At 41.8% G+C, this 19,076-nt stretch carries 15 protein-coding genes; 14 read left to right on the top strand and 1 reads right to left on the bottom strand.

Going from position 1 to position 19,076, the window contains the following annotated elements; translation table 11 throughout:
* Positions 1-5 precede the first annotated feature (5 nt).
* The 14 genes from tssB (at position 6) to R8O10_RS08125 (ending at position 18,506) form a co-directional block, all read left to right on the top strand.
* Positions 6-536 carry a type VI secretion system contractile sheath small subunit gene (tssB, locus tag R8O10_RS08190; RefSeq protein ID WP_005387524.1) on the top strand — a complete coding sequence of 177 codons (531 nt, stop codon included), beginning with the start codon at positions 6-8 and terminating at the stop codon, positions 534-536.
* Positions 536-2,029, top strand: coding sequence for a type VI secretion system contractile sheath large subunit (gene tssC / locus R8O10_RS08185; RefSeq protein WP_005375950.1), 1,494 nt, complete (start codon positions 536-538; stop codon positions 2,027-2,029). Before tssB ends, tssC (R8O10_RS08185) begins: the two co-directional genes overlap by 1 nt.
* Before the next feature lie 52 nt (positions 2,030-2,081).
* Positions 2,082-3,593: a type VI secretion system contractile sheath large subunit gene (gene tssC, locus R8O10_RS08180; protein WP_025767712.1), complete on the top strand. Its 1,512-nt coding sequence runs from the start codon at positions 2,082-2,084 to the stop codon at positions 3,591-3,593.
* 10 nt (positions 3,594-3,603) lie between these two features.
* Positions 3,604-4,398 (top strand): type VI secretion system accessory protein TagJ, encoded by a 795-nt coding sequence (locus tag R8O10_RS08175; RefSeq protein WP_017635622.1) that lies wholly within the window; start codon positions 3,604-3,606, stop codon positions 4,396-4,398.
* Positions 4,399-4,405: 7 nt separating this feature from the next.
* On the top strand, positions 4,406-4,870 hold the full coding sequence (gene tssE, locus R8O10_RS08170; RefSeq protein WP_017635621.1) for a type VI secretion system baseplate subunit TssE: 465 nt from the start codon (positions 4,406-4,408) through the stop codon (positions 4,868-4,870).
* Positions 4,867-6,690: a type VI secretion system baseplate subunit TssF gene (gene tssF / locus R8O10_RS08165; protein WP_017820213.1), complete on the top strand. Its 1,824-nt coding sequence runs from the start codon at positions 4,867-4,869 to the stop codon at positions 6,688-6,690. The genes tssE and tssF overlap by 4 nt, the downstream gene beginning before the upstream one ends.
* Positions 6,687-7,652: a type VI secretion system baseplate subunit TssG gene (gene tssG, locus R8O10_RS08160; RefSeq protein ID WP_005375963.1), complete on the top strand. Its 966-nt coding sequence runs from the start codon at positions 6,687-6,689 to the stop codon at positions 7,650-7,652. The genes tssF and tssG overlap by 4 nt, the downstream gene beginning before the upstream one ends.
* A 10-nt stretch (positions 7,653-7,662) precedes the next feature.
* A complete protein-coding gene (tssH, locus tag R8O10_RS08155) occupies positions 7,663-10,230 on the top strand; it encodes a type VI secretion system ATPase TssH (RefSeq protein ID WP_017820212.1) in 2,568 nt (855 codons plus the stop codon).
* A gap of 208 nt (positions 10,231-10,438) precedes the next feature.
* Positions 10,439-10,918, top strand: a complete 480-nt coding sequence (locus R8O10_RS08150; protein ID WP_005375967.1) for an Hcp family type VI secretion system effector — start codon at positions 10,439-10,441, stop codon at positions 10,916-10,918.
* A 49-nt stretch (positions 10,919-10,967) separates the two neighbouring features.
* Entirely contained in the window at positions 10,968-12,803 is a 1,836-nt protein-coding gene (tssI, locus tag R8O10_RS08145; RefSeq protein ID WP_115386668.1) for a type VI secretion system tip protein TssI/VgrG, read from the top strand.
* Positions 12,804-12,814: 11 nt separating this feature from the next.
* Positions 12,815-13,105 (top strand): PAAR domain-containing protein, encoded by a 291-nt coding sequence (locus R8O10_RS08140; RefSeq protein ID WP_005375969.1) that lies wholly within the window; start codon positions 12,815-12,817, stop codon positions 13,103-13,105.
* Positions 13,106-13,942 carry an NAD/NADP transhydrogenase subunit beta gene (locus R8O10_RS08135; protein WP_213907645.1) on the top strand — a complete coding sequence of 279 codons (837 nt, stop codon included), beginning with the start codon at positions 13,106-13,108 and terminating at the stop codon, positions 13,940-13,942.
* 364 nt (positions 13,943-14,306) lie between these two features.
* A complete protein-coding gene (locus R8O10_RS08130) occupies positions 14,307-15,440 on the top strand; it encodes an exonuclease SbcCD subunit D (protein ID WP_005375971.1) in 1,134 nt (377 codons plus the stop codon).
* 9 nt (positions 15,441-15,449) lie between these two features.
* Positions 15,450-18,506 (top strand): SMC family ATPase, encoded by a 3,057-nt coding sequence (locus tag R8O10_RS08125; protein WP_318191275.1) that lies wholly within the window; start codon positions 15,450-15,452, stop codon positions 18,504-18,506.
* Between the two features lie 59 nt (positions 18,507-18,565).
* Here R8O10_RS08125 and R8O10_RS08120 read toward each other — a convergent pair whose 3' ends face one another.
* Positions 18,566-18,946 carry a cystatin domain-containing protein gene (locus tag R8O10_RS08120; RefSeq protein ID WP_005387498.1) on the bottom strand — a complete coding sequence of 127 codons (381 nt, stop codon included), beginning with the start codon at positions 18,944-18,946 and terminating at the stop codon, positions 18,566-18,568.
* Positions 18,947-19,076 lie beyond the last annotated feature (130 nt).

Here is a 19,076-nt window from a genome sequence, read left to right as displayed (position 1 = left end):
ATGGTATGACGAGTATCCACTCGAAACTATCACGAGTACGGAAGCCTCGTGTCCACATTACCTATGATGTTGAAACTGAAGGTACAACTCTTAAGAAAGAACTGCCTTTTGTTGTAGGTGTAATGGGTGATTTCGCTGGTCAAAACACAGAAGCGTTGAAGCCATTAAAAGACCGCCGTTTTATTCAGATCGATCGAGATAACTTTGACGATGTACTCAAAAAAATGAATCCATCGGTGAAGTTTAAAGTTGCTAATAAGCTTGCGAATGACGATTCACAGTTTGAGGTCGATTTAAACTTTAAATCAATGCAAGACTTTGAGCCTGCTGCGATCGTAAATCAAGTTGATCCACTACGCCAATTGATGGAAACGCGTAATAAACTGCGTGATTTGATGACAAAAGTTGACCGCTCAGAAGAGCTTGAAAATATCCTAGAGGATGTTTTGAACAATACAGACAATCTGGCAAGACTTGCAGGCGAGTTAGATCTTGACAAGAAAGCGAAGTCAGATAGTACTGAAGGAGCGGAATAATGACGACTGAAGCTGAAAAACAGTTAGATCCAACAGTTAATGAACAGACAACTTCATTCTTAGATCAAGCTATTGGTGCGACTAAGCAGACCGAAGCTTCTCGTGCTGAGGAGCTGATTAAAACGCTCGCTGAAGAAGCAATGAAAGGGACAGTTACTTGGAACAAAAACCTAACAGTAACTTTTCGTGAAGCGATTAATTTGCTCGATAGGCAGATTTCTGATCAGTTGTCTGAAGTAATGCATCACCCAGAATTACAGAAACTCGAAGGTTCTTGGCGCGGCTTAAATTATCTAGTGATGAATTCAGAGACCAGCTCTACTCTGAAAGTTCGCATGATGAGCATGACCAAGAAAGAGCTACATAAAGACTTGAGCAAAGCTGTTGAGTTTGATCAAAGCCAGATCTTTAAAAAGGTTTACGAGTCTGAGTTTGGTAGTGCTGGTGGTGAACCGTATGGTGCATTGATTGGAGACTATGAGTTTACCAACCACCCAGAAGATATTGAGTCGTTACGCCTAATGTCAAATGTAGCGGCTTCTGGCTTCTCTCCATTCTTGTCCGCGGCTTCACCAGCACTATTCGGCTTTGATGAGTGGACTGAGCTGTCAAAACCACGCGACCTAGATAAGGTATTTGAATCACTAGAATACGCCCAATGGCGTTCGTTCCGCGAGAGTGCCGATTCGCGCTTCGTTAGTCTGACGATGCCAAAAGTCCTTGCTCGTTTGCCATACGGACAAGCTACCGCTCCAGTCGAAGAGTTTGGGTTTGAAGAGTTCGAAGTAGATCCTGTTTCAGGTATTGCTGTTAACGCTGAACATAACGACTACTGTTGGATGAACTCTTCGTATGTTCTTGGTGTTAAGTTAACCGACGCATTTTCAAAATATGGATTTTGTACTGCCATCCGTGGTGCAGAAGGCGGCGGTCGAGTGGATAACTTGCCAACGCATTTCTTCATGAGTGATGATGGCGACCCTGATATGAAGTGCCCAACAGAGATTGGTATTACCGACAGACGTGAGGCGGAGCTTGGTAAGCTTGGTTTCTTACCGCTTTGTCACTACAAAAACACCAACTATGCAGTGTTCTTTGGTGCGCAAACCTGTCAAAAACCAGCGAACCATGAATCCCCTGAAGCAACGGCCAATGCGGCCATTTCTGCCCGCCTACCTTATATGATGGCAACATCTCGTTTTGCGCATTATTTGAAAGTAATGGCTCGAGATAAAATTGGTAGCTTTATGGAAGCAGAAGACGTTGAGTCTTGGCTGAACCGCTGGATCCTAGGTTACGTCAATGCTTCTGAAGGCGGTGGTCAAGAGATCAGAGCGAAATACCCTCTAGCAGACGCTCGTGTTCAGGTTAAGGAAATTCCTGGCGCACCTGGTTCTTACAATGCCGTAGCATGGCTGAAACCTTGGTTGCAAATGGAAGAACTGACGACATCTTTGCGACTTGTGGCCAAGATCCCTCAGTCAGGTGGATAAGAAACGAATTGGCTGGTCGAAAGGCCAGCCATGACCAATCTTTATGTTCTAGATGGAATTAGCAGTGTCACTTAACTTTCGCGACCCTAGCAAGCTAAAACATGAGTTCAGTACCGGAGGCTACGCTGAACTTGATAGCCCGTGGTTGACTCGATTCAATGAATCTTCTGATCTTGTATCGTCAGCTCGAATTTGGCTAGAAGGTACACGTTCAAGAGATTTGGACAGCTTTCGTCATAGTGTGATGAACACAATTAACCGCATTGATGAGCTATTAGAATCTCAACTAAATGAAATATTACATCATCCTGAGTTTCAACAGCTCGAAAGGGGGTGGGTTGGAGTTAGGTATTTATGTGAACAGGTTGATTCTCGTTCATCGGATTCTGTAAAAGTTAAGGTTTTAACGGCGACATGGAATGAAATCAGTAAAGATGCTTTAAAAGCCATCGAGTTTGACCAATCAGCACTATTTAAGTTGCTCTATCAAAATGAATATGGGATGGCAGGGGGAGAACCCTTTGGTGTGGTGGTTGGAGATTATCAGCTTCGCTGTGATCCTAGTAAAAATTATTTTGATAGAGATCTGTCTGTGTTGAGTAAGATCTCTCAGTCTGCAGCTGCAGCATTCAGCCCATTTATCATGTCTGCATCGCCAGAGATGTTTGGTGTTGATAGTTTCGCTCAACTCTCTGCGATAAGAGATATAGCGGCCCAATTTGAACAGGAAGATTATGCAAAGTGGCGTAGTTTGAGAGACAACGATGACGCTAAATTTATTGGTTTGACTGCACCTAACGTCTTGTTCCGTCAGCCATACAAAAGTGATGGCTCGCGGAATGATAAATTCAATTTTCAAGAACACATCTACGACTCCAACCGAGATTTGCTATGGGGGAGTAGTGCGTACTGTTTTGCTGCCGTATCAATTAGAGCATTTCAGGAACATGGTTGGTTCACGCATATGCGAGGGATTAAACAAGGCGATTACAGTCAGGGTATTATCGTCGCTCCTACAAGGAGCAAGATGCGTGTTAATGGCAAGAATGATCGTGAAAGATGTCCGTTAAACTTGAAAATCTCTGAGAGAAAAGAACAAGAATTGTCTGAGTGCGGTTTTATTTCTATTTCTCCAATACCTGAGACCGATATGGTGGGGATGACCTCGAATGTATCTCTCTACAAGCCCAAACAATACGCAGAAAAGCATATTTCAACGAATGCAAAACTGACATCGATGTTGCAATACACATTGTGTGTATCGCGAGTCGCACATTATCTCAAGGTTATGGGGCGTGACAAAATTGGTGGGTATCAAGACGCAGAAAGCCTAGAGCGTGACTTTCAACGCTGGTTACATCAGTACACTACCGCATCAGATGAAGCGTCTGATGAGCTTCGAGCTAAATACCCCCTAAATGAAGCGAAAATTACAGTTCGAGAGAAAAGAGAAACTCCTGGACATTATTACTCAGTTATCCATTTGCGACCGCATTTTCAACTCGATCAAATGGTATCTAGCATTAAATTAATTACCGAATTATCACCAGAGCACATGGTGTAAGGAAATAACAATGACTCAATGGAAAAATGCTTTGTCCCAAGGCCTATTGCAACACGCTCTAGAGCAATTAATTGATGAAATTAAAGCAACCCCTAAAGATGCGAGCTTGAGAAGTTCCTTCATTGAGCTTCTTTGCATTGATGGGGACTTCGAGCGTGCGGACGCTCAGCTCATGCAATCGATTAAATTGTTTCCTGAGTATCTGCCTGGTGCAAGTCAGCTACGACATTTAGTGAAAGCAGCTCAAGCTAGAAAGGATTTTATCAATGGTGCGGCTAGTGCCAAAGTATTAGGTGATGAGGAATTAACTAAAGAGCTTGTTCGATTTAATCTTGCTCTCGGAAATCAAGAGTACGAAGAAGCGTCACGTCTATCGCATCGCATTGAAGAGCATCGCACTATTAAAGGGTTTAACGTAAACGGCACAAACTACGAAGATGCTAGAGATATTGATGATCGTTTAGGTGGTTACATTGAACTGTTTTCTACAGCAGGTAACTATTTTCTTGTACCCATATCGAGCATCCATACGCTAGAAGTTAAAGCACCTACTTCTTTGTTAGAGAGTATTTGGCGACCTGTCGAGTTTGATATCGATGGACTTGGTGAAGGCGAAGGCCATATGCCGTTGACATATGTTGACTCAGAGACCGATGCGCAAAAGTTAGGTCGAGAAACGGATTGGAAGCAGATTGGTGAGCAAGAATCTTTTGTTGGCTTGGGTCAAAAATGTTGGTTAGTCGGTGACTCAGCGCTTCCAATCTGTGATTTGACTACATTATTAGAACAGAAACAAATAGCGTAGAAATATCATGTCGTTAACCGTTTCTCTGCTCGACAAATTGATAGATAGTGATCCTCTCACTCGAGATGAGAAAGACTTCCCTGCAAGCCAGCAACAGATGTTGAGCAGCTTACTTAGAGATCTAGAGTCGATGCTGAATAGTCGTATTGGATGGAAAAATATTCCTGATGATCTTCTAGAGGTTCGTTATTCAATATTGAACTATGGGCTGCCAGATTTTTCCTCAATGCCCTATAGCAGCCAAGAAGGGCAGAATCAGCTTTGCGACATCGTTCATGATGCAATTAAAGAGTTTGAGCCGAGGTTAAGGAACCCTCATGTCCAGATTTCGGACGAGAAAAACGCTATTGATAGGGTATTGAGGTTACAGATAAATGCCACTTGCTTAATTGATAACAGTATTCATGAAGTGCGATTCAATTCTGAAGTAGAGCCGGTAAATTTAGGTATGAAACTGAGTAGAGCAAAATGAGTGAAGAGTTTCTCAAGTACTATAATCGCGAGTTAGCTTATTTGCGTCACAAAGGGCAAGAGTTTGGTGAGCAGTATCCCAAGATTGCCGCGAGACTTCGTATTAGTGAGGAACAGGTTGACGATCCACACGTAGAAAGATTGTTAGAAGGCTGCGCATTTCTAACAGCAAGGATTAGACAAAGCTTAGACAATAGTTACCCTCAGTTTACAGAGTCTTTGATGGGACAGTTATATCCGGATTTTCACGCCCCAATCCCGTCAATGTCAGTCATTAAAATGAGCTGTTCTAACTCCACTTCCTCTTATTTTGATGTAGAAGAAGGCGAGCGAGTTGTTATCGGTGCTACTGGATATCATGAATGCGAGTTTAGAACTTGTTATCCGGTCAGAATGTATCCTGTTGATGTGACCTCTGGCGTTTTTAAAAATGCGCCTTTCAAGCCAGTTGGCTCACGATGGGAAAGCAATGCTCATTCAGTTTTGAAAGTACAGCTCACGGCTCAAGATGAAGAGACTCCTCTTGGTGAAATGGGGATAGAACGGCTGCGCTTCTATTTAAACGGTCAATCTCAATTGACTTTTAAGCTCTACCAAATGCTGTTTCAAAACCTAATTGGTTTATCTGTTGTTGTGGATGGCAAAGAAGTTCGTCCTTTAACCAAAAGACATCTTTCTGAAGTAGGATTTTCAGAAGATGAGAAAGTTGTGCCATACAGTAAAAGAAGCTTTTCAGGAGCAAGATTACTTGTTGAGTATTTGCACTTTCCTGAGAAGTTTATGTTCTTTGATATCACCGAACTTGGATTATCTGAGCTAGATCTTGGAGAGCAAGTCGAACTGTATTTTTACTTTGATACCAACGATGACTGGCTTCCAAAGCAAGTGGACGAAGAAAGCTTAATGGTAGGTTGTGTGCCTGTAATCAACTTATTTAAAAGTATTATGGAGCCTAAGCGTATTCTACCAACTGAATACGATTACCACTTGTCTCCGCAATACCAAGAATCTGAAAGTAATGAGGTTGTCTCAATTTCTGACGTAACGTTGAGAAACTGGAACAAAACGTACCACAATTTGCCATGTTATCACGCTGGTGAGCACACGCATTATACAAACACTAGTGAGATTTATTGGTTGATGAGACGTGAGGATAAGAACTGGGCTGGTGGGTATGATGAGCCAGGTAGAGAAACTTACATTTCTTTTGTTGATAAAAAACATCAATTGTTCAGCCCGGATAGCCGGGAAAACTGGTTAATGTACGTGGAAGCTGAGTGCTGTAACCGCAACTTAGCGCAGAAACTTCCATTTGGAGGTGGGCTGCCGCAAGTATCTTTACCGGAGGTAAATGACAATTTCGAATCTGTTCGTTGTTTAGTTTCTTTATCAGAAACTATTCGGCCAGAAATGGATGAAAGCACACGATGGCAGTTAACTAAGCTTTTAACTTTAAACCATTTTACCGAGGAAGATGGTTTAGCAACTTTGAAGCAGACCCTTAATCTCTATGCATTTTCTGGGACAGCAGAAACGAAAGCGGTAATCGATGCTTTAACTAAGTTAGAGTTTGAGCCTACTACAGGAAGAATTAGTCAGAAAGGCAAAGTTGGATTTGCGCACGGTATAAAAATTATTTTGACGGTTTCTGATCAAATTTTACCTAAAGAGCAGATCTTTCTCTTAGGTAGTGTTTTATCTGTTTACTTCTCGCAATATGCTGAAATTAACATTTTTACGCAGTTAGAAATAAGAATTAAGTCCACGGGAAAGTCTTTCCACCTATGGCCCGCATTAACTGGCGATAAGGTGTTGCTATGAGCGCGGAACAATTTTATCGAGAATTAAAGCAACATCCATTGTTTGAAGCGATTCATCTTATTGAACACGAAGTTCTGCAAGCAGAGGCGCAAATAGGAACAGATGCGTTACCGAAGCATGAAAAGCTAAACTTAAAGGTTAATCCATCATTAGGTTTTGAAAATGCTCAGCTTTGTGAACTGAAAAATATAGATGACAGCAAGTTAGAGATTGAGACCAATTTAATAGGCCTAACGGGTGAGCAAGGTGTGCTTCCCCAGCACTATAGTGAATTAGCTTTACATCGCCAAAAAGAAGGCGATACGGCTATGGTGGACTTCTACGATATTTTCAATCATCGCTTATTATCTCTTTATTATCGATGTTGGCAACTGAGTCAGCTGACTGTTCAGTCTCGTGCGCATGCGCAGGGCGCGCGTTCGCCGTTAGAAAGCTGTAAATCGGCATTAACTGGGAAAGGGAGTTCACTGTCCCGGCACTATGGTGGTGTGTTTGCTTCACCAGTGAGAAGTAAAGGTGGACTGAAAAGTATTCTTGAATGTTTATCTGGATGCCAAGTAAAAGTTCATGAATTTCAAGGACAATGGTTACACCTTACGAAAGAAGAGCAAACACGCCTTGCATCCCGAACTATGCCTGAAGGGCAGTTTGCTCAACTTGGTTTAGGAGCGTCTTTGGGTTCGAAAGCATGGAACATCAACGCGGGGACAACAATAGAATTTCTGCCAAAAGATAAACAGCTAGTTAGTAAATTGCTTCCTAACCAACCCAATATAGCAATCATTAAGAACGCTGCTTATGAGTTGATTGGAAAACATAAACAACTGAAGTGGCAGCTCACCACCAAACATAGTTTGCTACCACAAGCTTGTTTATCGAAACAGCAGGGGCAGTTAGGTATTGGTTCTGTGCTTAAAAAACACGAACGTACAAAAGATCGAACTATAACAATTACTATTTAAAGGAAATGTAATGGCTTCACTCTCACTTTCAGCGTTGGTCGAAAGATTGTCTCCTCAGGCTAAGGAAACACTTGAACAGGCAGCTGCGATGGCAAGCTCCCGAACTCATCACAGTATTGAAATGTCTCACTGGTTAATGATGATTATCCGCCATCCTGACGATATTTACTCTGAAGTTTTTGACGAATTTGATGTCGATAAAATCAAGGTTGAAACCGATATTCAAAAGGCATTAGAAAAATACAAAACAGGATGCCAGTCGGTGCCTGGGCTATCAGCTCATACGGTGACTGTTATGCAAAATGCCTTGTTGTCTGCAACCATTGAATTCAATCAAGAACAGTTGGGGTGCATCCATCTTTTATTTGCCTACTTGTCTGATGATACGTTAGTCAACATGGCTGGTTCGATTAGTCCTGAACTAAACAAGATAGAACCATCTCGCTTATTGAACTTTAAAGAAAGTAATGCGCCTCAATCAAGATCGAATGACTTAGCGCAGTCAAACGCGAATTCCGCCTTGAATCAATTTACAACAGACCTTACTGAGCAAGCTAGGGAAGGTAAAATAGATCCGGTGATTGGTAGAGATAATGAAATTCGCCTAATGATCGATATTTTATTAAGACGCCGACAAAACAACCCGATTCTTACGGGAGAAGCTGGTGTTGGAAAAACAGCCGTTGTTGAAGGTTTGGCGCAAAAGATCATTGATGGCGATGTACCTCCCGCTCTGCAAAATGTGGCAATTAAGTCTCTGGATTTGGCGTTACTGCAAGCCGGCGCAGGCATGAAAGGTGAGTTTGAAAACAGGCTTAAGAACCTTGTTAAGGAAGTAAACGACGCTCCACAGCCTATTATATTGTTCATTGATGAAGCTCATGGCCTAATTGGCGGTGGTGGGCAAGCGGGCCAAGGTGATGCGGCGAATATTCTGAAGCCAGCATTAGCGAGAGGTGAACTCAGAACGATCGCAGCAACAACGTGGGCAGAGTATAAAAAGTATTTTGAAAAAGATGCAGCTTTAACTAGGCGTTTTCAAGTCGTAAAGGTTGATGAGCCTGCCCCTGAACTCGCGATCGAAATGTTACGAGGCTTACTTGATGTAATGGCACAACACCACGATGTTCATATCACTAACCAAGCTCTCAATGCAGCGGTCCAACTGTCAGCTCGATACATTAATGGTCGTCAACTGCCAGATAAAGCGGTTTCTGTTTTGGATACGGCCTGTTCTCGAGTTGCGTTAAGTCAGTCATCTACACCGGGAGGCCTAGATGCGAAAAGAAACAAACTTAAAGCAAAGCAAGCTGAGTATGAGCATCTTAGCCAAGAGAGTCGGCTAGGAGCATCTCTTGATGTGCAGCTGCAAGGTGTCCGAAAAGAGATTGATGCGCTATCTAATGACATTATTGAATTAGAAGTACTTTGGGAAAAAGAAAAAGAATGGGTAAATGAAGCTAAGTCACTTAGAACCCAAATAATCCAGGAGGGTTCTGAAACTGCTAGAGACAAGTTACAAGAGCTTGAAAATAACCTTTCCGCTAACTCACAGCCCTTAGTTTTTTCGCATGTAAATGAAGCGCTAATCGCAGAAGTTATTTCGGATTGGACCGGTATACCGCTAGGTAAACTTCAGGATGATGAAATCCAAGCAGTATTGGGTTTGAAAGAAAGTTTGTGTAAGCGAGTTGTCGGGCAGGATCACGCTTTAGAGCTCATGTCTGAAGTGATAAAAACCGCGAGTGCGCAGCTCACGGATGAGACACGACCAAATGGTGTATTTCTCCTAACCGGACCAAGCGGAGTGGGTAAAACCGAATCGGCTTTGGCGATTGCAGAGAAAGTCTATGGTAGTGAAGAAAATGTCACGACTATCAATATGTCGGAATTTAAGGAAGAGCATAAAGTCTCATTGCTATTAGGTTCTCCTCCTGGTTATGTCGGTTATGGAGAAGGAGGTGTACTGACTGAAGCTGTTAGACGTAAACCTTATAGTGTAATTCTCCTCGATGAAATGGAAAAAGCGCACCCTGGTGTTCAAGATATTTTTTATCAGGTGTTTGATAAAGGCTCAATTAAAGACGGTGAAGGTCGAGATATAGACTTTAAAAACACTATTATTATTATGACCGCGAACACAGGGACCGAAACGACGATGTCTTTGTATTCTGATCCTGATTTATCTCCTGAGCCGTCAGCACTAAAAGATGCTTTACGCGATGATTTGTTGGTCGACTTTAAACCTGCATTTTTAGGGCGTGTGAACGTATTACCTTATTTGCCTCTATCAAGAAAAGTATTGATAGAAATAACAAAATTAAAGTTGGATAAAATTACGACTCGTATTCGTAAGCACTATAACGCTGACCTGTTTTTTGATGAGGAACTAATTAATGATATTGTAGACAATAGCAATGAGTCTGGCAGTGGTGCGCGTGTGGTACAAACAACCATAGAAAATACATTGCTTCCGAAGATTTCTCATGAAATATTGCATGCAATTCTTAATGATAAGACGTTTGATGAAATTATTGTTAAAGGTACAACTAGTGGACTTGATGTCTCAATAGTTTAACATCCTTTACACTCTCAATAATAATTGGGAGTTGGTTCATATTAACTATTATTTTTTATAAAAAACGCTTAAATTAAATCTTATTTAAAGATATAACAGGGCGTATTTAAAATGAAGTTTTTGATACATTAATCACTAATTATCACCAAACGTCAGATAATTAAATTACTACGATATATGTCAATTAATAATGCTATAGGAGATTAGCATGCAGTCTAATACGTATCTTAAATACGCAGATATTAAGGGTGAGGCAACAGCCGAGCAATACAAAGATTTGATTACACTACTATCTGTAGATTGGAGTGTAGGTCGTGAGATCTCATCATACACTGGTACAGCGATGGACCGTGAAGCGAGCGCTACTCGTCTATATGATTTGACTATCACTAAACTTCAAGACCGTTCTTCTCCTGACTTATTTAAAGAAGCGACGATTGGTAAAGGTAAACCAGCGGTTTTCCATATTACTAAGCAGGGTGAGAAGGTTGAAGAGATCATGAAGATCGAACTGACTGATGCGATGATTTCTAACTACTCAGTTTCTATCCAAGACGATCGTCCAGTTGAAACTATCACAATTTCTTACACAGAAATGATGATGACAGTGACTCCTACTGACGATAAGAACAACACTTCTGCTCCATTGGTATACGGCTACAGCGGTGTTAAAGGTCAACAAATGTAATTTTCATGCGGGGGAGTATTCCTCCGCATTTTTTTGAAAGAAGTATTTAATGAAAAGAGCAACTCAAGATAACAATTTCATCCGAATTTCTTCCCCATTCGGTAAAGATGCCATCATACTAAACTCGTTTGAGTATAAAGAAGAGATCTCAGAACTTTTTTCATTGCGTGCTAAAGCTTACTTTAATGATCAACGAAGTGAGTTAAACGAAATTATTGGTAAGGAAGTTACCATTACCCTTGAAAATAATGAGGATGTTTCTTCAAATCCTCGTTATATGCATGGTTACGTTTCTGCTGCAAGATTAGAAGGGAAAAGGGTTTCTAATACACATAAAGGCGAAAATTATAAAAACATAGAATTATTAATAGAGCCTAAATTACGTTTCGCTGAATATCGAAAAAATTGCAGAATATTTCAGCATAAAGATATAAAGGAAATTATCTCTGAAGTACTATCGGAGCATAGTGTTGCCTTTAGTTTTGAGCTAACCAAGTCCTATCCTAAATACACGTACAAAGTACAATATGAAGAATCAGATCTTGAATTTGTTCGACGTCTGTTATCGGAAGAGGGGCTATCATTTTGTTTTACACATACTAAGTCTGCCCATACGCTCAATATTTTTGATGACATCAGTTTTTATAAGCCGGGTACTGAGTTTTTAGTCGATTTTGATACAGGTACGGCGAAATCTAGCCACATTTCTTCTTGGCATGAAACGCAAATTCTGACTACTAAAGCGAGTCAAAAGTCAGGCTATAACATGCTCAAGCCTTCTTCGAATCCTAAAAATACTGCAAAGGGTGAAAGTGATTTTTTTACAGTACCTGGAAGCGAGTATTTTGAATACATGGGTGAAATGGAGAGCAATGATCAATACGCACTGAGAAACACGCATGCAATAGAAGCACTACAGCAAAATGCATATTTGTGTCGTGGCGAGGCTACGTGCAGAACATTCAGTGTGGGCAAGTGCTTCAAGTTTAAAAAGCATGAAGATAAATCTCGAGTCGGCAAAGAATATGTACTGTCTTCTGTTTTTTTGTCTGCTGCTGTTTATAACCAGACTGGTCAAGGTGGGACCGGTGCGCAAGGTGTCAAAGTCTCGTTTAGTTGTGTTGACTCAAAGACAATCCTGCGTCCTTCAGTTAACTACCCGAAACCTCAGATGAAAGGTTTGCAAACCGCAGTAGTTACGGGGAACAAAGATGGTGAAATTTACATAGACAAACATGGCCGTATCAAAGTTCAGTTTCACTGGGACCGTGTTGGTAAATACGATGTAAATAGTTCATGTTGGATTCGTGTTGCGCAAAATATTGCAGGTAACGGATGGGGGTCGGTGTTTCACCCTAGAGTCGGACAAGAGGTCATCGTCGAGTTTGTTAACGGAGACCCTGATCAACCAATCGTTACGGGGTCACTATATAACGGTAGTCAACTCCCTCCTTACGCTTTACCAGAGCAAAGTTCTCAGAGTGGTTATAAATCACGCTCTGTACAAAAAGGTACATCCAATTTTAATGAGTTGCGCTTCGATGATAAGCCTGGTGAAGAGCACATTTATCTTCATGCTGAAAAACTGTTCCAAATGCTAGTTGAAGACTGTGTTGATATCGCCGTTGAAAACAGTAAAACCGAAAAAGTGACCAATGATGTTAATCAAGAGGTTGGTCAGAACGCGAGCTTGAAAGTAGGTAAAAACTTTTCGAATGAAACGGGTGAAGTACTGTCTTTTAATGCAGGAAAGAGCGTCGAGATCAAAGTAGGTGGTGCTTCTATTCAGATGTCTAGCTCTGGAGAAATCAATATCAAAGGTAATAAAATATCCATTAACGGCTCAGCTATTGCTCTTAAAGCTGGGCAAATTTCATTGAACTAAGGTGACTTAAAGTGGGTAAACCAGCCGCAATTTTGGGCAGCTTTCATCTTTGCCCTAAAAAAACAGGAAAGATACCGCATGTCGGTGGTCCCGTCGTTGTTGGTTCACCAAACGTAACGATTGGCGGGATACCTGCGGCAAGACAAGGCGACAAGCTTATTTGTATCGGTCCTCCGGATAGTATCTCTGCAGGTTCTTCTAGCGTAACAATCAACGGTAAACCAGCCGCGAGAGTCGGCGATTCAACGTCTCATGGTGGCAAAATTCTATCTGGTATGCCTACGGTTTTAATCGGAGGCTAGATGCCACTCGCATTTCAAACGCATCTTCTATCCTTTAATGGCCGTTCACACACCGTTCGCGAGATAGCTGATGATTCTTTTAGATTGTCCGAGGAAATCCGACCCCCTGACTTTGCTCAATCAATAGATGAGCATATATTAAGCCTCGTGCGCTCTGAGCGCGAGAGTCTTGAGCAAGCTGATATCAAGGGGAATCTCTGTGTTCTTTTACCATCTTCGGTGGACAAAAGTTTGCTTAAAGCATTGATAAGCGAGCTTTCTATTTTCGTTGGCCAAACTGTCAATACTGAAATTTACTTTTATCCTTATGGCCAAGCTGCATTTTTGATGGCACTAAATCGGATAAATCGTGAAGTTAATGAAACGCAAGCGACTTGGATACTGGCTATAGAGGTTACGAGTGATGTAGAAGGGCATGTCAAACCTCAAAGCTCTATCATTTTAACCAAGTGTTTTTTTCGACATTCAGGTCTTGTGCCTGATGTTGTTCGAATTGATTTAGATGCCAAACAACAACGCATCGCCGTGGACAAGGTGTTTAAGCAATTAGGAGTAAGTTGTGAACATCCACTCAGTCAATTGTATTTATCCGTTAATAAGGAAGAACCGCAATGGTTAAACTCAATGCAATTCTTGTCTCCGTGGGTGACCGATCAAACTCAGTATCAATTTGTTGATATCAAACTTGGCGGATTGGGTGCATGTGGCGGCGTTTTAAAAGCGTTAGTGATTGATGAGCTTCAAAGAAGCAGCCCCTGCCCAGACTTTCACGTGTTGCAAGCGGACATCGAGTCAGATGGCTATGCGGTAGGAGTAATATACAATTGGCGTAGTTAATAGGTCTGGCTATTGCTTTTCCTTCTAGTAGTAGCTGAGGTTTTAGTGATGCAAATGTTATGGGGGATTGACTCGAAACTGGCCCTTTAATGATGTTTGGACAATGACTAGGCGCAGCTTGCTTTTCAAAATAGCTTTGCTCACCGCGTTTTTACAGTGTTCTTCTCGCTTTCTGATTAAATAGCCAGCCATAGAACACAAACCACATGAAAAGCTGTTCGACTCAAGATATCCTTACCGAAATTAAATAACTTGAGTTTTGGCTTGTTCGAGATCCCACCCGTGACGCATTCCTTTTTATAAACGGTACATGGACTCTGACAGAAGCAAGCCTACTCATAGAATTGGCGGAAAGTGAATTCGAATGAAGTTTATCCACACCTCAGATTGGCATCTTGGTCGACAATTCCACAACGTATCACTACTCGAAGATCAACAAGCAGTACTCGAACAACTGATTAACTATATTGAACGCAACCCCGTCGATGCAGTTGTAGTGGCGGGAGATATCTATGACCGTTCGGTGCCACCAACGGTTGCAATAGAACTGTTAAATCGAGTCGTGAAACGCATTTGTACCGAGTTAGAAACACCAATGATATTGATATCTGGCAACCATGATGGTGCAGAAAGGTTAGGTTTCGGCTCAGAGCAAATGAAAAATGCAGGTCTCCATATTGTTAGCAACTTTGAAGAGATGCTCACTCCCATCATCATAAAAACGGACTCTGCGGACGAGGTCGCGTTTTATGGTATGCCTTATAACGACCCTGAACAGGTCAGGTTTGCCTACAAAGCCTCGGTATCCACTCATGATGAGGCTCATCAATTGCTTGTTGAGCAAATTAAAGAGCGCTTTATCTCTAAGCAAAAGCGCGTGCTCGTGAGTCACTGTTTTGTTGATGGGGCTATCGAGTCAGACTCTGAACGACCATTATCTATTGGTGGTTCTGATCGCGTGAGTCATGAACACTTCTTAGATTTTGACTACGTCGCACTTGGTCATTTGCATCAGCCTCAAAAGAAAGGCGCAGAGCATATCCGTTACTCTGGCTCTCTCATGAAGTATAGCTTTGGTGAACAGAACCAGAGAAAAGGTTTCACGTTAGTTGAACTGGACAAGAAAGGATTCGTTTCTGCAAAGCATATTGATCTTACGGCTCCTCATGAAATGCGTATTGTAGAGGGCGAGCTGGATAAAGTTATTGAGCAAGGGAAAACAGACCCCAAGAATGAAGATTATTTGTTAGTTCGTTTGATGGATAAACATGCGATTTTAAACCCAATGGAAAAACTTCGTTCAGTGTATCCAAACGTTTTACACCTTGAGAAACCTGGCATGTTAATTGGGGTAGAGCAGGAAATGGCGCAAGCAAAGTTGGCGCGAAGCGAAATTGATATGTTCCGAGATTTTTTTATTGAGGCGCAAGATAGCCAGTTGTCTAAAGAGCAAGAGCAAGCTGTTACTGACATTATTAAGCAATTATCACAGCAATAGGGACCAAAGATGAAACCAATTAAACTAACCATGCAAGCCTTTGGTCCGTTTGCAAAAACTGAAATCATTCATTTTGAGAAGCTTGGCAGTAACCCTCTATTTTTGATTAATGGTCCTACAGGTTCCGGTAAAACGTCGATCTTAGATGCCATTTGCTTCGCCCTTTATGGTGAAACCACAGGTAATGAGCGACAAGGTATTCAGATGCGGTGTGACTTATCCGCGCAAGACTTACCAACCGAAGTAGTTCTCGAATTTTCGTTACACGGCAAACAATACCGAGTTGTTCGATCCCCTGAGCAGGAAGCGCCCAAGGCCCGTGGTGAAGGGATGACGATTAAAAAGCACACTGCGGCTCTTTATGAACTCGGTGAGACTGAAACGCTTATCACCAGCAAGACGACTCAGGTTAAAACTGAAGTTAGCAATATTATTGGCTTGAATGAAACTCAATTTCGTCAAGTTATGGTGTTGCCTCAAGGAAAATTCCGAGAACTGTTGCTTGCTAGCTCTAAAGAGCGTGAAGAAATTTTTGGCCAGCTCTTTCAAACTGACATATATAAAAAAATTGAGTACGCGCTCAAAGATAAAGCGAGTGCAATTAGTAAAGCGAAAGGCGAATTTGATAATCAAATTCGAGGTGCTTTACAAGTTGCAGAAGCGAGTTCTGAACAAGAACTATTACAACAACTGGAACAAGTAACTAAGCAATTAGAGTCTGATAAAAAGAATGAGCAAGCAGCGTTAGATAAGCTCAATACTGCTAAATCTGAATTGCAAAAAGCGGAAACCTTGAATGGAGAGTTTTCGAAACGAGAGCAAGCAGAAAGCGCACTCAAGCTGCATCTAGAACACTCAGATTCGATAAAAGCTCGTCAACAGCAATTAGAAAACGCTAAAAATGCCAATAAGATAGAGTTGCCCTACATCTCATTACAAAATGCAAAAGCTCAAACGCAAGAGCTTAGGCAAAAAATCGTAGCTTTGGAAGAGAGTCTCGAAAAAGCTAATGTCGTTGCGAGAGAACAAGAAAACTTGCAGCAAAGTGCAAAAGAGGCAGCGGCAAAGGTCCCGCAGTTAACGCAACTGCAGTATCAGCTTGAAAGTATGAAAAACAAGTTGGTCGAGAAAGACAATTTGGAAAGTAAAATAACGGCGGGTTATCAACAAAAACAACAATTTGAAGCAACGTTAAAACAGTACATAGAACTAAAAGATAAGTTAACGTTACAGGCCCAGCAGGGACAGAAGGAGCTAGAGAAAGCACGAGTTGATGTTGCGCTTATTGGCAGCATCGATGCGGAAATAAAACAAAAACAACGGCTGCTACAGGATCTACAAAAGCTGCATGATCTTACTTTAGAGCTCTCTAAACTCAATGCGCTAACTGTAGGTAAGCAGCAGTCACTAAACGAAGCCAGTCAGCGCTATATGCAGTATCAACAAGACGCTGATACGATAGAGCTTAAGTGGCACAACGCTCAAGCAGCAGTATTAGCGCAGCGACTAAAAGCAGGTGAAGCATGCCCGGTGTGTGGTAGCGAAACGCATCCTAACCCCACAACGTTTGTTGAAGAAGCCGTTACAAAAGAGCAAGTTCAGGCGGCTAGAGCGAAAGAGCGAGAAGCTCAAACCTTGTTGAACCAACTAAGCAATCAGCTAGAACAACATAACGTTGTCATTAGTCAGTATCAGAATCAGTATAACCAGTTGAAAGAGGAGTTGGGTGAGTATGCTACATCTGAGATCTCGACGGTTCAAAATGATTTGCAAGCGCTTAATGCTCAACTCCTACGTCTACAAGCTATTGATATTGAAAAACTAGAAAGCAACGTTGAACAGCTTAATCAACGCTGCGTCGTGGGTGAAAATAAAATTCATGAGCTGCAGAATCAAATGGCGGCAAATGAATCAACCGTTAAAGCGAACCAAGAACAATTGGCTCAATTACAAGCTTTTATTGACCCAAAATACAGTTCCGCTGACTTGCTTGAACGTGAAATTTTGCTGACAAAAGAGCAAATTCTGAGTTTGAACACAGGCTTAGAAAAGGCGCAAAACGCTTTGCAGCAAGCGATATTGGAGAAATCAAATGCGGAAAGTCACTTAGCGACGAACAAGCAGTGGTTATCTGAGTCAGAGCAAAAACTTAGCCAAGCAGAATTAGCGTGGAATGAGGCACTACAGGCGAGTAAATTTGAAGATGAAAGCCATTATCTAAGTAGTCGAGTGGGAGATGATGAACTTCAAGCCTGGCAGCAAGAAATAGACAGCTTCAAACAGGCACAAACCAAGCTTGAGCAAACACTACATGATTTAAATCATGCATTGAAAGATCTTGAAAGGCCTAATTTAGAGTCGTTTAACGACAGGTTAACCACTCTGCAGGCGCAATATATTGAAGTAAGGAATCAACTTGATACCACACGCTCAATATTTGAACGTCTTGAAAAGGTTCGTAAAGATATTGCCGTGTTGCATGAGAAAAATAGTAAGTTAGAAGAAGAATACAAAGTCTTTGGTACGTTGTACGACGTTGCTAGCGGTAAAACAGGCAGCAGGGTTAGCCTACATCGCTTTGTTCTTGGTGTACTGTTGGATGATGTGCTGATTCAGGCCTCTCAACGCTTAAGCCTTATGAGTAAAGGGCGCTATATTCTTGCTCGAAAAACAGAGGGCTTCAAAGGCGCTGCGGGTCGCGGCTTAGATTTAATGGTTGAAGATGGCTACACAGGAAAAACGCGTGATGTTGCGACACTTTCCGGCGGTGAATCATTTATGGCAGCGCTTGCTCTGGCACTTGGTTTGTCGGATGTTGTGCAATCCTATAGTGGCGGTATCCGTTTAGACACTTTATTTATTGATGAGGGCTTCGGTAGTTTAGACCCAGAGTCTTTAGATCTTGCTATTCAAACGCTAGTGGACCTGCAACAGACTGGGCGCATGATCGGTGTTATTTCTCACGTTTCTGAGCTGAAAGAGCAAATGGCGCAGAGGATTGATGTTGAACCATCAAGACTTGGTTCAACGGTGTCGATTAAATCTCAATGTCGCTTCGCTGTCTAATTCAGTGATTACTGTTAGATCAAAAAGCCCCTATTGTTAGGGGCTTTCTGACTAAGTCGCTACTGTTCGCAAAAGTGGCCTTCTTTTGGCGATTGGGTAATCGCATATTCGCCATCGAGGTTGCGATAAACAATCGTGTTCCAAACAGAGCCATCATCCAATTCAAACTCAATAGCATAGTTGACGCCGCTAACGATTTGCGCGTGAACATTCAGTATTTGTTTAAACGACGCTATTGTGTCCATTTTCTTTAAAACAAAGGCCATTGCCTTTTGTGCATCAGGGGTCGCGTTAAACTCATTCCACCCACCTGGCATGTTTCCTTGTGCATTACATACATCTGCCGAGGTCGTTAATTGTGTCGTTTCGCTCGGCTTTTCCTGCTGACAACCTGCAAGTAACACCAAAAGTGCACAAACTGACACTGTTTTTAATTTCATAACAATAACCTCTGTCTATAACGCAACGTATTATAGGAGGGTGATATGCCTACGAATGTCTATGTTGTGCAAAGTTTCTATATGCATAGGGTTAAATGCTGACAAAATGTACAAGCATGGTCAGCTTGTA

Origin of the sequence: Vibrio sp. 1727, assembly GCF_033344415.1 — a bacterium.
Taxonomy (GTDB): Bacteria; Pseudomonadota; Gammaproteobacteria; order Enterobacterales; family Vibrionaceae; genus Vibrio; species Vibrio alginolyticus.
This window is presented reverse-complemented; position numbering and strand designations above follow the sequence as displayed.

Bases quoted from the DNA above. Each gene is read 5' to 3' on its own strand.
- tssB (WP_005387524.1), top strand. From the start codon at position 6: ATGACGAGTATCCACTCGAAACTATCACGAGTACGGAAGCCTCGTGTC.
- tssC (WP_005375950.1), top strand. From the start codon at position 536: ATGACGACTGAAGCTGAAAAACAGTTAGATCCAACAGTTAATGAACAG.
- tssC (WP_025767712.1), top strand. From the start codon at position 2,082: ATGGAATTAGCAGTGTCACTTAACTTTCGCGACCCTAGCAAGCTAAAA.
- R8O10_RS08175 (WP_017635622.1), top strand. From the start codon at position 3,604: ATGACTCAATGGAAAAATGCTTTGTCCCAAGGCCTATTGCAACACGCT.
- tssE (WP_017635621.1), top strand. From the start codon at position 4,406: ATGTCGTTAACCGTTTCTCTGCTCGACAAATTGATAGATAGTGATCCT.
- tssF (WP_017820213.1), top strand. From the start codon at position 4,867: ATGAGTGAAGAGTTTCTCAAGTACTATAATCGCGAGTTAGCTTATTTG.
- tssG (WP_005375963.1), top strand. From the start codon at position 6,687: ATGAGCGCGGAACAATTTTATCGAGAATTAAAGCAACATCCATTGTTT.
- tssH (WP_017820212.1), top strand. From the start codon at position 7,663: ATGGCTTCACTCTCACTTTCAGCGTTGGTCGAAAGATTGTCTCCTCAG.
- R8O10_RS08150 (WP_005375967.1), top strand. From the start codon at position 10,439: ATGCAGTCTAATACGTATCTTAAATACGCAGATATTAAGGGTGAGGCA.
- tssI (WP_115386668.1), top strand. From the start codon at position 10,968: ATGAAAAGAGCAACTCAAGATAACAATTTCATCCGAATTTCTTCCCCA.
- R8O10_RS08135 (WP_213907645.1), top strand. From the start codon at position 13,106: ATGCCACTCGCATTTCAAACGCATCTTCTATCCTTTAATGGCCGTTCA.
- R8O10_RS08130 (WP_005375971.1), top strand. From the start codon at position 14,307: ATGAAGTTTATCCACACCTCAGATTGGCATCTTGGTCGACAATTCCAC.
- R8O10_RS08125 (WP_318191275.1), top strand. From the start codon at position 15,450: ATGAAACCAATTAAACTAACCATGCAAGCCTTTGGTCCGTTTGCAAAA.
- R8O10_RS08120 (WP_005387498.1), bottom strand. From the start codon at position 18,946: ATGAAATTAAAAACAGTGTCAGTTTGTGCACTTTTGGTGTTACTTGCA.